The 14822-nt window shown below is 64.1% G+C and carries 13 protein-coding genes; 3 read left to right on the top strand and 10 right to left on the bottom strand.

Annotated features, from left to right (window positions below):
* Window positions 1-28: 28 nt before the first annotated feature.
* From APH34_RS00490 to APH34_RS00470, 5 genes are all read right to left on the bottom strand, one after another.
* A complete protein-coding gene (locus APH34_RS00490; protein ID WP_054899212.1) occupies window positions 29-823 on the bottom strand; it encodes an SDR family NAD(P)-dependent oxidoreductase in 795 nt (264 codons plus the stop codon).
* Between the two features lie 13 nt (window positions 824-836).
* On the bottom strand, window positions 837-2291 hold the full coding sequence (locus APH34_RS00485) for an efflux transporter outer membrane subunit (RefSeq protein ID WP_054899211.1): 1455 nt from the start codon (window positions 2289-2291) through the stop codon (window positions 837-839).
* Entirely contained in the window at window positions 2288-3349 is a 1062-nt protein-coding gene (locus APH34_RS00480; RefSeq protein WP_054899210.1) for an HlyD family secretion protein, read from the bottom strand. The genes APH34_RS00485 and APH34_RS00480 overlap by 4 nt, the downstream gene beginning before the upstream one ends.
* A 28-nt stretch (window positions 3350-3377) precedes the next feature.
* Window positions 3378-4919, bottom strand: coding sequence for an MFS transporter (locus APH34_RS00475; RefSeq protein WP_054899209.1), 1542 nt, complete (start codon window positions 4917-4919; stop codon window positions 3378-3380).
* 134 nt (window positions 4920-5053) lie between these two features.
* Window positions 5054-5959, bottom strand: a complete 906-nt coding sequence (locus APH34_RS00470; RefSeq protein WP_054899208.1) for a LysR family transcriptional regulator — start codon at window positions 5957-5959, stop codon at window positions 5054-5056.
* Between the two features lie 208 nt (window positions 5960-6167).
* Here APH34_RS00470 and APH34_RS00465 point away from each other — a divergent pair, with 208 nt between their 5' ends.
* Complete coding sequence (locus APH34_RS00465; protein ID WP_054899207.1) at window positions 6168-6617, top strand: universal stress protein; 450 nt, start codon at window positions 6168-6170, stop codon at window positions 6615-6617.
* Between the two features lie 41 nt (window positions 6618-6658).
* Here APH34_RS00465 and APH34_RS00460 read toward each other — a convergent pair whose 3' ends face one another.
* Genes APH34_RS00460 through APH34_RS00445 form a run of 4 tightly spaced genes read right to left on the bottom strand, consistent with a single transcriptional unit; the run spans window position 6659 to window position 11423 of the window.
* The gene (locus APH34_RS00460) at window positions 6659-7519 is read right to left on the bottom strand and encodes an HlyD family secretion protein (protein ID WP_054899206.1); all 861 of its coding nucleotides are present in this window, start codon (window positions 7517-7519) and stop codon (window positions 6659-6661) included.
* 10 nt (window positions 7520-7529) lie between these two features.
* Entirely contained in the window at window positions 7530-7730 is a 201-nt protein-coding gene (locus APH34_RS00455; protein WP_008097766.1) for a DUF1656 domain-containing protein, read from the bottom strand.
* Complete coding sequence (locus APH34_RS00450) at window positions 7720-9897, bottom strand: FUSC family protein (protein WP_054899205.1); 2178 nt, start codon at window positions 9895-9897, stop codon at window positions 7720-7722. The genes APH34_RS00455 and APH34_RS00450 overlap by 11 nt, the downstream gene beginning before the upstream one ends.
* Window positions 9894-11423, bottom strand: coding sequence for an efflux transporter outer membrane subunit (locus APH34_RS00445; RefSeq protein ID WP_054899204.1), 1530 nt, complete (start codon window positions 11421-11423; stop codon window positions 9894-9896). Before APH34_RS00445 ends, APH34_RS00450 begins: the two co-directional genes overlap by 4 nt.
* Before the next feature lie 191 nt (window positions 11424-11614).
* Between APH34_RS00445 and APH34_RS00440 the strand changes: the two genes are divergently transcribed.
* Window positions 11615-12562 (top strand): LysR family transcriptional regulator, encoded by a 948-nt coding sequence (locus tag APH34_RS00440; RefSeq protein ID WP_054899203.1) that lies wholly within the window; start codon window positions 11615-11617, stop codon window positions 12560-12562.
* A gap of 100 nt (window positions 12563-12662) precedes the next feature.
* A complete protein-coding gene (locus APH34_RS00435) occupies window positions 12663-13640 on the top strand; it encodes a D-glycerate dehydrogenase (protein WP_054899202.1) in 978 nt (325 codons plus the stop codon).
* A gap of 89 nt (window positions 13641-13729) precedes the next feature.
* Here the strand turns inward: APH34_RS00435 and APH34_RS00430 are convergent, their stop codons facing one another.
* Complete coding sequence (locus APH34_RS00430; protein WP_054899201.1) at window positions 13730-14626, bottom strand: DMT family transporter; 897 nt, start codon at window positions 14624-14626, stop codon at window positions 13730-13732.
* Window positions 14627-14822: the final 196 nt, after the last annotated feature.

Here is a 14822-nt window from a genome sequence, read left to right as displayed (position 1 = left end):
GCGAAGGGGTCGATACCGGATCCGGCAATCACGCAATGGAACGCAATACCCCGCCATCAACCCGCAAAGCAGCCCCCGTAGTTGCACTGGCCTGCACCGACGCCAAGTACACCACCATGTTGGCCACCTCCTCCACCGTCGCCAGCCGCTTGATCAGCGACGTCGGCCGATGCTCGGCCAGGAAGTTGGCTTCCAGCGTTTCGGTCGATACACCCTGCTCCTGCGCAAGTCTGGCAAAGAAGTCACCCACCCCTTCAGAACGGGTAGGCCCCGGCAATACCGCGTTCACCGTGACCCCGGTGCCAGCCAAGGTTTCGGCCAACCCGCGCGATACCGCCAGCAGCGCAGTTTTGGTCATGCCGTAATGGATCATTTCAGTTGGAATCTGCAGCGCCGACTCGCTGGACAGGAACACCACCCGCCCCCATTTGCGCTCGGCCATGCCCCGGGCATAGTGGCGCGAAAGGCGCACCGCACTGAGTACGTTGACGTCGAAGAAGCGCTGCCAGTCTTCATCCTCGATCTCGAAGAACGGTTTGGGTTCGAAGATGCCGAGGTTGTTCACCAGGATGTCGGTATGCGGCACCTGATCGAACAGCTTTTGCGCACCGTCCTTGCTACCGAGATCGGCAGCGATACCGATGATGCGTGCTTGTGGCAAGCGTTCGCGCACGGCCTTGAAGGCTTCGTCGACACGTGCCTGAGTGCGGCCATTGAGGACCACTTCGGCGCCCGCCTCGGCCAGGCCGATGGCGATGGCCAGGCCAATGCCGGCGGTGGAACCGCTGACAATGGCGCGCTTGCCGTTCAAGGAAATATGCATCTGTGCTTCCTCTCTAACTGTGAGAATTCGTCGGCTGCTCATCGAACGCCTGCCAGCCACCACCCAGCGCCTTGTACAGCCCCACCAGCGCCTGCGACACCGCGGCCGAGCTGTCGATCCACTGCTCCTCGCTGGCCAGCAGCGCCCCTTGCACCGTCAGCACGTTGAGAAAGTCCACCGCCCCTTCCACATATTGACGCTGGGCGGTTTCCAGGGCGATGCGGTTCTGCCGCACTGCCTCGGCCAGGGAATCACGGCGCAACTGACTGGCGTTGTACAGGCGTAGCACATCGTCAATTTCATGCCAGGCGCCCAGCACCACCTTGCGGTAGTTCAGCGCGGCTTCCTGCTGCTGCGCCTCGCGCAGTTGCAGGGTGCCTTTGAGCCGGCCGCCCTCGAAGATCGGCAGCGACATCTGCGGCCCGAAGGCAAACCGCCGCGAATCCCAGCCACCGAAGTCTGACAGCTGCATGGCCTGGAAACCGACACTGCCCGACAGCCGGATGCTCGGGTAGAAATCCGCCTGGGCCACGCCAATGCTGGCGGTGGCGGCATGCAGGCGGGCCTCGGCCTGGCGAATATCCGGGCGGCGCTCGGCCAGTTCGGACGGCAAACCAATGGCAAACGTCTGTTGCGGCGCGGGCAACTCGCCGCCCTTGAGCAATTCAGCCTGCAGGCTACGCGGCGGTTCGGCGGCGAGCAGGCTGAGGGCGTTGATCAGGTCATCACGTCGCGCTTGCAGGCTTGGCAGGCGCGACTCGATCGAAGCGACCTGGGCGCTGGCCTGGGCCACATCCAGGCGCGTGGCAACACCTTCGGCCTGGCGATCCTGGGACAGCTTCAGGCTGTGCTGGGCGACCCTGAGGTTGTCCTGGGTCACATCGAGGGTGCGCTGCACGGCACGCAGCTGGATGTAGTTGCCGGCGGTTTCCGACAGCAAGGCCAGCAACACGCCACGGCGGTCGTTCTCGGCCACTTCGACGCTGGCATCGGCAGCCTCGACCTGGCGCCGCACGCGGCCCCACAGATCCAGCTCCCAACCTGCCACCAGATCGCCCTGCCAAAGGTTGAAAGCCTCCTTACCCGCCTTGCCGGACGGGTCGCTCAGGCCTTCGGCACTGTTACGAGCACGGCTGTAACCCGCGGTTGCGTCCACCGACGGTACTTCGTCGGCAACCACAGTGCTGCGCAAGGCACGGCTTTGCAGCAGCCGCGCGCTGGCCATCTGCAAGTCGAGATTGCGTTCGACAACACGCTGGATCAAAGCGCTGAGCTGGGCATCGTGAAAGGACTCCCACCAGCGCAGTTCCAGCGGTTCGGCCTGGGGCTGGCTGGCCGCCGCCTCGCCTTGCAGCGGCGCCCACTGTCGCGGTGCCTGGCTGTCGGGGCGCAGGAAGTCCGGGCCCATGGTGCAGCCGGTCAGCAACATGGCCAGCAGCAACGGGCTCAAGCGTAATGCCGGTTTCATCGTGCGCTTACCTCTTTGCCGTCGAGCGTGTCGCCACGGGTGTCGATGGTTGCTTCCACCGACATGCCAACCCGCAGGCGGGCGAGCAGTGGCTGGCCGTCATCGAAAACGATCTTCACAGGGATACGTTGCACCACCTTGGTGAAGTTGCCGGTGGCGTTGTCTGGCTTGACTGCGGCGAAGGTCACGCCGGTGGCCGGGGCGATGCTTTCCACATGGCCTTGCAGTTTCTCGCCGGAAAAGGTGTCGACGCTGATGCTCACCGGCTGGCCTGGTTGCACGTGTGTCAGCTGGGTTTCCTGGAAATTGCCCACCACATAGGCCTGTTGCAATGGCACCACCGACAGCAGACGGGCGCCGGGGGTGACGTAGGCGCCGACGCGCAGGGCGCGTTCGCCCACCATGCCGTCCCCCGGCGCAGTGATACGGGTGTAAGACAGGTCGAGCTGGGCCTTTTCCAGGCCGGCTTCGGCACGCTTGAGCTGGCCATCGGCGCTGGCCACCTGGGCCGTGAGAATGTCCACCTGCTTGCGCGCCGCCAGCAGCGCTGCCTGAGCATTGGCCAGGCGTGCGCGGGCCTGATCGACGCCGCTGCGCGCCTGCTGGGCGTTCTGCACGGTGCCAGCCCCCTGCTCGGCCAGGCGGCTGTAACGGTTGACTTCATGGTCGGCGAATGCCGCTTCGGCCTGGGCCGCTTTCACTGCGGCTTCGGCCTGGGCAATCAGCGCGGCCTGGCGTTCAAGCGTGGCGCGGGCATCGGCGCTTTGCGCCTGGGCTACCAGCAACTGCGCCTGCGCGGCATCCAGCGCGGCCTGATAGTCACGGGCATCGATGGTCGCCAGCAACTGGCCAGCCGTGACCTGCTGGTTGTCTTCCACCAGCACCTCCTTGATGAAGCCGGCGACTTTGGGTGCGACCACGGTGTAGTCGGCGATCACATAAGCGTCATTGGTACGCTGGCGGTGGTCGCTGCCAAATATCCAGGGCGCGATGACTCCGGCCAACACGGCCACGGCCATCACCGAGCCAATGAACAGGGTTTTGCGATTGTTGGTCATTTCAGTAGTTCTCGAATTCATCCAGGGTTCAGGCCACCGCACGCGGCGGATAGACCCGGGTAGGCACGAAAGGAATCAGGCAGATCAGGGCCACGGCGATGCAGGCCATGACCAGATACAGGTCGGCCGAGGTCAGTACCAGCGCCTGGTCGTGAATACGCCTGGCCAGGCCAGCGGCGTTGCCGTCGACCAGCGGGGCGTTGCCCAGGCTGTCCACCAGGTGGTTGGAATGGAAATGTCGGCGTACGGTGCCAAGGGCGTCCAGCAGGCCACCGGCGATCACTGCGGCCAGGCCCTTGACCGTGTTGAACCAACTGGAGGCGAAGGGGCCTTCCTGCGGGGTCATGCCATTGGTGGACAGCATCAGCAACGGCAGCACCGCCATGGGCTGGCCGAACACCTGCAGCAGGTAGAACGGGTAGAAGTCGCCGCGGATCCATTCACTGGTCAGCAGGCTGCTGCCGACACAGGACACCGCCAGCATCGCCAGGCCAATGCCCAGCACCCAGCGGCAGTCCACCGCGCGGATGTTGCACAGTGCCGCCGTCAGCGGCAGGGCGATCAGTTGCGGCATCGCCACCAGCATCATCAACGGGCTGGTCTGCGCCGGGCGGTAGCCCTGAATCTGCGCAAGGTAGGCCGACGGGATGCTGCCCACGCCCGAGAGCACGATCAGTACACCGGCCAGTGTCACCAGGGCAAAACTCAGGTTGCGCCGCGACAGCATGCGCAACTGGAAGAACGGCAGCGGCTCGGACCATTCGTTGTACATGAACAGCACCAGCAACAGCAGGCCACCGCCGAGCAGCCAGCAGATCAGCGGCGAGTCGAGCCAGCCCCAACGGTCGCCCAGCGACAGGCCCAGCACGATGCAACTGATGGCGGGCAGGCCAAGTAGCACGCCACGCCAGTCGAACTGCTTGAAACGCTCCAAACGCAGCGGGTCCTGCGGCAACCCCCAACCGACACAGACAATGGCCAGGGCCGACGGCAGGATGATCTGCCAGAACGCCCATTGCCAGCCAACGTATTCGGTCCACAGCCCCGCCAATGGCGTGCCGAGGTTGGGACCGAAGGTGGCGGTCAGGGCGTAGCAGGCCAGGCCATAGACTTTGATACCTGGCGGCAGGAAGCGCAGGGCCACGCTCATGAGCATCGGCGGCAGGGCACCAGAGGCGAAACCCTGCAGTATGCGCAGCAACATCAAGCTGTGCAGGTTGGGAGCGAACGGTTGCAGCAGGCCGAGCACGGCAAACAGGCCAACAGCGCTCATGGTGAAGCGCCGCAGCGAGAAGGTCGTGGCCAGCCATGGCGCAAAGGCCATGGCCGAGACCGAAGCGGCGCTGTACACCGCCAGCAGCCAGGCACCTTCGTCGGCGCCGATGCCCATGGCCCCGCGGATATCGGCCAGGGAGATCTTGGTCACCGACTCGTTGAGGCCCGCACAGAGCACGGCCAGCAAAACACCGAACAACCCAACTACTACCTGCAGGCCGAACGCAGTCTGCGCAGGCGCGGCCGGCGCCGGGGCGGCGGCCATTGCAACAGACGGGGCGGACAGGGAACTCATGGGCAGACATCTCCAGCAACAAAATTGCGACTGGAGCAAGTCTAAGAAGGTCGAATGCTTACGAAAACTGACTTGTTGGCAGCTTTATATTGCGCCAGGCGCAATCGGCCGATGTTGCGATAACGCCAGGCGTGTCAAGGGTCCATGCTGCCGCAAGCCTTCAGCGTCTGCCGCAGCCAGCGATGGGCCGGGTCGTTATCGAAGCGCGGGTGCCACGCCTGCATGACATTGACCTTTTCCAATGGCACAGGGATCTCGAAGGACCGCAAGGGCAGTTTCAGCCGGTTCACGCTATTGAGGATATTGGCGGGTATCGGCAGGATCAGGTCCGAGTCCGGCAGCGAAAACATCGCTGAATGAAAGCTGGTCGTGATCAGCGCCACTCGCCGCTCCACCTTGTGATTGGCCAGCGCCACATCGATAGGCCCATTGGCGCGGCCCCGGCGTGACACGCTTATTTGCGGGTAGGCGGCGAAGCGCTCAGGGGTAATTTCGCCATCGAAGATGGGGTGGCCGTCACGCGCCAGGCCCACGAAGTAGGTATTGAACAGGCTCTGAACCTTGATTTCCGGGCCCAGTTCAATGGCTGAACTGATGATCAAGTCGATTTGCCCATTGCGCAGCACCGCATCATCGTCGCCGCTGCCCTCTGGTACAAAGCGCAATACCGTGTGTGGTGCCTGGGCCAGCATCATGCGCAGCAGTTGGGCCCCGTACAGGGCGATGAACAGGTCGTTGGTGCGGATGTTGAAAGCACGATCGAGGTTGACCAGATCGACGTCGTCACGGCTGCGAAATACCTGCCCGGCCTGCTCCACCAGCCCGTGCACCTGCTCGCGCAGCGCCAGCGCCCGCGGCGTCGGCACCAGGCCGCGGCCGGCGCGGACCAGGATGGGGTCGCCCAGTGCCTCGCGGATGCGGCCCAAGGTACGGCTCATTGCCGCCGGGCTCAGGTTCATGCGCTGCGCTGCGCCGACCACGCTGCCCTCGTCGAGCAGGACGTCGAGGGCGACGAGCAGGTTCATGTCCGGGAGTTGCATGGCCGTTTTCCGTAACGAGGTTGGGAACGGCGATATTAACAGGTCGGATGATTGCACCAGACGCAATGCGCTCGTGCGTGTCGGGGCATTTATTCATTGGCCGTGTTCGGCTTTAAATGAAGCATTGGCAGGTCTGGCCTCTCGCGGGTAAGCCCGTGAAGAGGCCGACCCTGCAGACACCTCAGCCAGCCTCTGCCAAGGATCCCGCATGCCCAGCCCTGTCCTGATCGCCATCGACGCCTCCCCTGCCTCAACGGCCCTACTCACCCTGGCGCGCCGCTACTGCCTGCCGGGCGAACACGAGTTGCATGTACTGCTGGCCATCGACGCGACCTTCGCCGTACACGATCACCCGACGGCCTACACCGAAGAGGAACAGGAGGAACACCCCGCCGCCTGCGATGAACAGCAACTGGCCGAAGGCGCCGTGGCCAACGCAGTACGCACACTGCGCGAAGCCGGCTTCGCCAGCCAGGGCTGCATGGTGGCCGACCAGCCGGTCGAAGCCATCGTCGGCAAGGCGCTGGAGCTGCGCTGCGAACTGATCATCATGGGCCACCGGCACCTGTCGAGGCTGGGGCGGTTGCTGGACCCTTCGATCAGCGCGAAAGTGATCGATCGCGTGCAGGTGCCGGTGTTGGTGGGCCCAGCCGCTTGAAAGGCCCACGCCATGCCCCCCGTTGTAGCGGGTAGCGCAGATCACTCCTCGCTCGGTTTCACCACCACCGTACACGTCGTCCCCGCGGCCAGCAAAAACCCTTCGGGCACTTCGTCGATGTGAATCCGTACCGGCACCCGCTGCGCGAGGCGCACCCAGTTGAAGGTCGGGTTCACGTCCGCGATCAGTTCACGGCTCTGCGGGTTGTCGCGGTCGTAGATGCCACGGGCGATGCTCTCCACATGGCCCTTGATGCGCTCGCCGCTCATCATTTGCAACTCGGCCTGGTCGCCAACCTTCACGTGGGGCAATTTGGTTTCTTCGAAGAACCCGTACACCCAGAACGAATGCTCGTCGACCACCGCCATGATGGCCTCGCCGGTGCGCGCATAGTCGCCCTTGTGGATATTCAGGTTGGTCACGTAGCCATCGACCGTGGCGACGATGTGCGTGCGCTTGAGGTTCAGCTCGGCCGCTGCCAGTTCGGCCTGGGCCTGTTGATAATCGGCCAGGGCGGAGTTGGCGATATTGCTGGCGTCGTCACGGTTTTCTTTGGAGATCACCAGGTTGTCCATGTCAGCGCGGCGCTTGGCGTTGACCTTGCGCATCTCCCAGGTGGCTTTGCGCGAGGCGACCAGCGCCTTGGCCTGCTCGACCGCCAGTTGATAATGCTCAGGGTCGATCTGGATCAGCAGGTCGCCTTTCTTCACCCGCTGGTTGTCCTTGACCGGCACATCCACCACGTAGCCGGGCACATCGGCGGCAACGTTGATGATGTCAGCGCGCACGCGCCCATCGCGGGTCCACGGCGTGGTCATGTAGTGCAGCCACAACTGGCGACCGATCACCACGGCAGCGGTCAGCACCAGCAGGGTAGCGATCAGGCTGAAGAACTTTTTCATCGAAGGATTCTCACCAGTAGAGCGACAGCGCCAGGGCGCCGAACAGGCAGACGAACAGGGACAGGCGCAACAGCGCCGGGTGCCAGAAGAAGCGGTAGCCATCATGGCTGGCGATGAAGCGGTCCAGGCCCCAGGCCAGGCCCAGGGCGAACAGGAACATCAAGGTCATGGTGGGCATGTACACGCCATGGAAGGCGATCTCACGGGGCATGGTGCAATCCTTTCGCCGGTGCCAGTGGCGACTGTGGGTCGAGCAGGGAGGAACGGATGAAGTGCAGGTAGCTCTGCGCACGGCGCAGCACCGACGTGTCGAAATGGCGGGCGAAAGGCTCATCGGTGGCCTGCACGCGGCTGATGGCATGGTCCACCGCCACCAGGGCGCGCTCGTGGTTGCTGGCGTTGGGCTGCAGGAACAGCCGCGCCAGTGCCCGGCCCATGACACGGATGGCCTGACGCCACGGCTGCGACTCGGCATAGGCCGGGTGAACCGGCGCGCGCGCCTGTTCCTTGCGCAGTTCGATGATCGCGTGGCCGATCTCCAGCACGGTGAACATCCAGCCCATCAGCTCGCTCTGCACCTGCGGCTTGCCGGCCGCCAGGCCATAGGCTTGGTGCAGCAGGTCGCGGGTGCGGCTTTCGAAGGCCGTGCCGATGCCACGCAGGCGCCCGCTGATGGCGAACAGCACCTGCTCGCGCAGTTCCTGCTCAAGGCGGCTCCACAACCAGCGGCTATTGGGCGGCAGGATGATGGCCCCGGCTGCGGCGCAGACGAACATGCCGATGACCATGCCGATGTAGTCGTTGATGAAGGTGTACGGGTCATACACGGTGAGGTTGTTCGGCACCGAGCCAATCGCGAAGAACACCAGCAGGCCGATGCCGTAACCGGCATAGGCCGGGCGCGACGAGAGAAACGCGCCCAGCACGAACACGGGCGCCAGCACCATGCACAGCAGCGGGAAACCGTCGATCCAGGGGAATACGAAGAAGGTTTCGAAAAACCCGACAAACGCGCCGATGGCTGTGCCGCAGGCCATCTGGAACGACATGCGCTTGGGGTTCGGTGACGCCGCCGAAAGGCCCACCGTGACCGTTGCGATCAGGGTCATCATGGCACCGCTGGGCCAGTCACTGAGCAGCCAGTAGCTGCCCAGCAGCAACAGCACCGCCGAGGCCCGCACACCAGCGGCCAGTGACACCAGCCAGCTGGTCTGCGCCACATAGGGCTCATCCCATTGCTCGCGCTGGTGCCGGTGTGCGGCCAACGAGGCATGGGTTTCGGCGTAGCTGAACATCTCGTCGACGAAGCGGTAGAGCAGCTCGAACGCGGTGTGGAAATCGAGCAGGTCCGACTCGCTGGGGTTGGTTTGCAGGTACTCGGCACGCAGGCCGCGCACCTGGGCTTGCAGGCCCTCTTTGTAGGCCGCCAATTCCAGCGTCAGGCGCAGCGCATCGGCGTCGGTCAGCGCCCGCCCTACATAAGGCTGGAGCAGCTCGACCAAGGTGTTCAGGCCAGGCTCGATGGCACCGACGATCTGCAGCGGGCCACGGGCACGCAGCCGCTCCAGCAACCGGTGCAGCGCGTTGAACCGCGTGGTGATGGCCATGAACTCGCTGTTCATGCGCACCAGGCGGCCAGAGCGCCTGCGCATGTGAGGGTCTTCGAACGCGGTGACGTTGCGCAGGCTTTCCAGCCCCACCGCCTCAGCGACAAAGCGCACGTTGCTGGTCTCGAAGCGGTCGCGCTGGCTGTCGCCGCGCAGCGCCTCGACCACCACCCCGGCGAATACGCCAAAGCGCTGGTACAGGGCGTTGCGCATGGCCGCGCTGGCCGATTGCGGCAGGATCGCGGCGCTGACGAAGGTCGAGACGAGAATGCCCAGGGCAATTTCCAGTACGCGCCAAACGGCAGCCATGAACGCCTGGTCGGGGTGCTCCAGCACCGGCAGGCCGATCATCGCTGCGGTGTAGCCTGCCAGCACGAAACCGTAGGCCCGGAAGGTGCGGTAGCGCATGGCACCCGCCGAGCACAAGCCCACCCACAAGGCCAGGCTGGGCAGGAACAGTTCGGTGTTCTGCGGAAAAATCGCAATCAGCGCGACCATCATCGCCGAACCGGCCAAAGTACCCAGTACCCGGTAGAAACTCTTGGCAAACACATGGCCGCTCTGCGGCTGCATGACGATGAACACGGTGATCATCGCCGTGCGCGGCTGCGGCAGTTCCAGGCGCATGGCCAGCCACAAGGTGATGAACGCGGCGGCCAGCACCTTGAAGATGTAAACCCAGGTCACCCCGTCAGTGCGCGCCCAGGCAAAGAAGCCCCGGCGCCATTCCAGGCTGTGCAGCCAGCGCAGGGGCAGGCTCGATGTACTCATTCGGGGTGGTCCGCCTTGCGGTCGAAAATGGCCAGGGTCGCCGGCGTTGTCGGCGCATCCTGGCGCCCATCCTCAGGCACGTCCTTGCCAGCCTGCAGGCCCCCACCCAACGCAGTCACCAGCTCGGCATGGGCCACCAGGCGTGCAGCCTGCACCTGCTGCTGCACCTGCTGCTGGCGGAACAGCAAGGTCTGGGCATTGAGCACGTTGAGGTAGTCGGTCAGGCCACGCTGGAAGGCGACCATGGCGATGTCGTAGGTTTTCTGCGCCGCCGCCACGGATTCGGCGGCGAAGTGCGACTGTTCTTTCATCGATTCGCGGCGGATCAACTGATCGGAAATGTTCTTCAACGCGCCAATCACCGTCTGGTTGTAACGGGCCACGGCCACGTCATAGCCCGCCGAGGCCACGCCCAACTGCGAGCGCAAGCGGCCACCGTCGAAAATCGGCAGGCTGATGGCCGGGCCTACGTTGTAGTTGAACTTGCGCCCGGTCAGGAACTCCAGTGGCCCGCCACCGGTAGCCATGAAGCCCAGGCTGCCGACCAGGTCGACGTTGGGGAAGAACCCGGCATGGGCGACATCGATACCACGGGCCTGGGCTGCCACCTGCCAGCGGCTGGCGACCACGTCGGGGCGCTGACCGACCAGCTCGGCCGGCAGCGCCGACGGCAGCTTGAGGGGCGCACCGAGGGTCAAGGTCGGGCGCTGGATCTGCGCGCCCTCCCCCGGCCCCTTGCCCGCCAGCGCCGCCAGCTGGTTGCGGGTCAGGGCAATCTCCTCGTTGAGACTGTCGAGCTGGCGATGGGTTTCGGGCAGCGGCGCTTGGGCCTGGCTCACCTCGAAATGGGTACCGATGCCGGCGTCGAGGCGGCGCTTGGCCAGGGCCAGGATCTGCTCCTGCTGTTCAAGCTCGGCCTTGACGATGTCGCGCTGGGCAAAATGCAGGCTCAGCTGGATGTAGGCGCGCACTACGTTGTTCTGCAACTCAAGCTGCGCCTGGCGTGCCTCGGCCACGCTCATGTGCGCCTGGTCCACGGCCTGTTCGCTGGCGTTGCGTTCGCGCCCCCAGAGGTCAAGGGCATAGCTGAAGCCGATGGCGGCGTTGTTGTCCCAGGTGTTGGCACCCGACAGCGCGCCAGGGCCATAGAACGGGTCCTCGGGCCAGTTATGGCGTTTGAGCGTCGCCTGGCCATTGGCCTGGAGCTTTTCCGCCGATTCGACCACACCGGCCATGGCCTTGGCCTCGCGTACCCGGGCTGCCGCCATGGCCAGGCTCGGGCTACCGGCCACGGCCAAGGTGATCCAGCGGTCCAGTTGCGGGTCGCCATAGGCATGCCACCACTGCTGGTCGGGCCAGTGGGCGTCGGTGGCGGCGTCGCGAATGGCCGCATCCGTGGTCAAGGTATTGGCTTGCAGTGTCTTGCTTTGCGGGGCAATACCCCAGGTTCCGATACAGCCGCTCAAGGTGAGACTAAGGGCACAGGCACTGAACGCCTGGAGCGTTCTGATGATGCGACGCGGCACAGCTGCGATTTCCCGAGGAAGAGGTGGAGGGGCCGAGCAATTCTAGGTGGCCGCCGCACTGGCGATAAGCGTGGATTCCTGCGAATCTTTGTTACCAAAACAGCGATAATCAGCCTTTGGTCGAAGGCACATTTTCATCTTTACACCGTTACTTCATGACACAATTTTGTCCTCTACATCGAGAGTGACCCATGGACACCCTGCAAAACATGCGTGCTTTCAGTTGCGTAGCCCAACTTGGCAGTTTCACTGCCGCTGCGGCGCAACTGGACACGACCACCGCGAACGTGTCGCGGGCGGTCTCCAACCTGGAAGCCCATCTGCAAACCCGGCTGCTCAACCGTACCACCCGGCGTATCGCCCTGACCGAGGCGGGCAAGCGTTACCTGATGCGCTGTGAACAGATCCTCACCTATGTGGAGGAGGCCGAAGCCGAGGCCAGCGACGCCCATGCACGGCCAGCCGGGCAGTTGAAAGTGCACTCGATGACCGGCGTAGGCCAGCATTTCGTGGTCGATGCCATTGCCCGCTACCGCGAATCGCACCCTGACGTGACGTTCGACCTGACCATGGCCAACCGCGTGCCTGACCTGCTGGACGAGGGTTACGACGTGTCCATCGTGCTGGCCACCGAACTGCCGGACTCAGGCTTCGTCTCGCAGCGCCTGGGTATTACCTACAGCATTGTCTGTGCATCGCCGGAATACGTGGCCAAGCATGGTTTCGCGCACAAGCCCATCGACCTGTTGCAGCACGCATGCCTGCGCATGGTCAGCCCGGTGATCCCCTTGGAGAAGTGGCTGTTCGACGGCCCGGAGGGCCAGGAGTTGGTCAATATCACCAGCTCGCCCTTCCAGGTGAACTCCGCCGATGCGATGAAAACGGCCATTCGCAGTAGCATGGGCATGGGTGTGCTGCCGATCTATTCGGCCATCGATGGCCTGCGTGACGGCAGCCTGGTGCGGGTGATGCCCGAATACCGGCTGCAGGAGCTGAACCTGTATGCCATCTACCCGTCACGCCAGTACCTGGACGCCAAGATCAAGACCTGGGTCGAGTACCTGCGCAATTCGCTGCCGGAAATTCTCGCCGCCCATGAAGCGGACCTGAAAACCCACGAGTTGCTGATCGCCAACTGAACGCACTTCACGCGTCAAGAAACAGCAGATGGGTGCATGCGCTGCTTTTTCTTGGGGCGTGAAGCTTGTAGTTTGTAGCTTTTCCGTTGGAAGTAGCCCGATGAAAAAGACCGTCCTGGCGTTCAGCCGCATCACCCCGGCCATGGCCGAACGCCTGCAGCAAGACTTCAACGTGATCCTGCCAAACCCCAAGCTTGGCGACATCAATGCCCAGTTCAACGAAGCGCTGCCCGAGGCCCATGGGCTGATCGGCGTCGGCCGCAAGCTTGGCCGCGCCCAGCTTGAAGGCGCGGCGAGGCTGGAAGTGGTGTCGAGCGTCTCGGTCGGCTACGACAACTACGACGTCGATTACTTCAACGAACGCGGCATCGCCCTGACCAACACCCCCGACGTACTCACCGAGAGCACTGCCGACCTGGGCTTCGCGCTGATCATGGGCTGCGCCCGCCGTACCGCTGAACTGGACGCGTGGACCAAGGCTGGGCAGTGGCAAGCCACCGTCGGGCCGGCGCACTTCGGCAGCGATGTGCATGGCAAGACCTTGGGTATCGTCGGCCTGGGCAACATCGGCGCAGCCGTCGCGCGTCGTGGCCGGTTCGGTTTCAACATGTCCATCCTGTATGCCGGCAACAGCCGCAAGACGGCGCTGGAACAGGAACTGGGCGCGCAGTATCGCAGCCTTGAGCAACTGCTGGCCGAGTCGGATTTCGTCTGCATCGTGGTACCGCTGTCCGACGCCACCCGCAAGCTGATCGGTGCACGCGAACTGAAGCTGATGAAGCCCAGCGCATTCCTGATCAACATCGCCCGTGGCCCGGTGGTCGACGAGGCGGCGCTGATCGACGCGCTGCAAAACGGCACGATCCGTGGCGCCGGCCTGGACGTGTACGAAAAGGAGCCACTGAGCGAGTCGCCACTGTTCCAGTTGCCCAATGCATTGACCCTGCCGCACATTGGCTCGGCCACCGCCGAAACCCGCGCGGCCATGGCCAACCGGGCAATGGACAACCTGCGTGCGGCGCTGCTGGGTAAGCGGCCGCGCGACCTGGTCAACCCGCAGGTGTGGAAGGGCCGATAGCCATTGACGGTGAGAGGCCGGTGCAGGCAACCCTTACCACGCTTGCCTGCACCGCCCAGCCTCTCCAGCTTTTTTCATCCATGCCGCTTTCAGCGGGCCAGTGCAATGTCGGGCCTGACCTTGGGCTTGCGAAACACCAGCACGTTCCCTGCCATCACCGCCACCAGGCCCAGCAACGCCGGGGCCGTCCACTCGTAGCCTTCGGCAAACGCCGAGACGTTCAGTGCCACCAGCGGGAACAGCACCGTGCAGTAGGCGGCCCGCTCCGGGCCCATGCGCCCGACCAGCGTCAGGTAGGCGGTGAAGCCGATCACCGAGCCCGGTACGACCAGGTACAGCAATGATCCGACGTAGCGGGTGCTCCACTCCATGGCGAAGGGAATGCCGCTGACCAGGCAATACACCGCCAGCATCACCGCCCCATACACCATGCCCCAGGCGTTGGTAGTCATCGGCTTGAGCCCGGCCTTCTGTTGCATGCTGGAGAGCATGTTACCGGCCGAGAAGCACAGCGTGCCGAGCAGGGCCAGGCCCAGACCGTAGAGGGTTTCGCGGCTGGCCGCATGGTGCGAGAGCTCCGGCCAGAACAGCAGGCCCAGGCCCAGCAACCCTAGCGCACCACCGCCAAGCACATTGCTGGCGATCCGTTGGCCGAAGAAAACCCGTGCATTCAGTGCATTCCACAGCGTGGCGGTGGAAAACACCACGGCGATCAGACCGCTGGCGATCCATTGGCTGGCGGTGAGGAAGCACATGAAGTTGACGCAGAACAGGCACAGGCCCTGGGCCAGGCAGATCAGGTGGCCACGCCGGTTCATCGGCTGCAGCCGGCGGGTCAGCAGCAGGATGGCGAACAGGATCAGGCCAGCCAGGGCGAAGCGGTAGACGATCGACACCGGGATGGCGACCACGCCCAGCTGCAGTTTCAGGGCGATCCAGGTGGTGCCCCAGATCAGGACGGTAAGCACGTACAGGGACAGGTTCATGGGGAGGGATCCTTGGGTCTTTCAACGTTGGTGCCCAGCACCTGTGGAAGCTGGCTTGCCAGCGATCGACGTCGCAGTGCTTCGCCAGGGCCATCAGTGTTTGCCAAAGCCCCGGGACCACGCTTGCACAAACTTGCGCTTTTCCCTTCCAGGTAGCTGTCACCACTGGGCAAGCGCAGTACGATGGCCGTCAGAG

It is taken from the genome of Pseudomonas sp. NBRC 111131, assembly GCF_001320525.1.
GTDB classification, from domain to species: domain Bacteria; phylum Pseudomonadota; class Gammaproteobacteria; order Pseudomonadales; family Pseudomonadaceae; genus Aquipseudomonas; species Aquipseudomonas ceruminis.
Note: the sequence above shows the minus strand (reverse complement) of the source record. Positions and strands in the feature narration are given on the sequence as shown.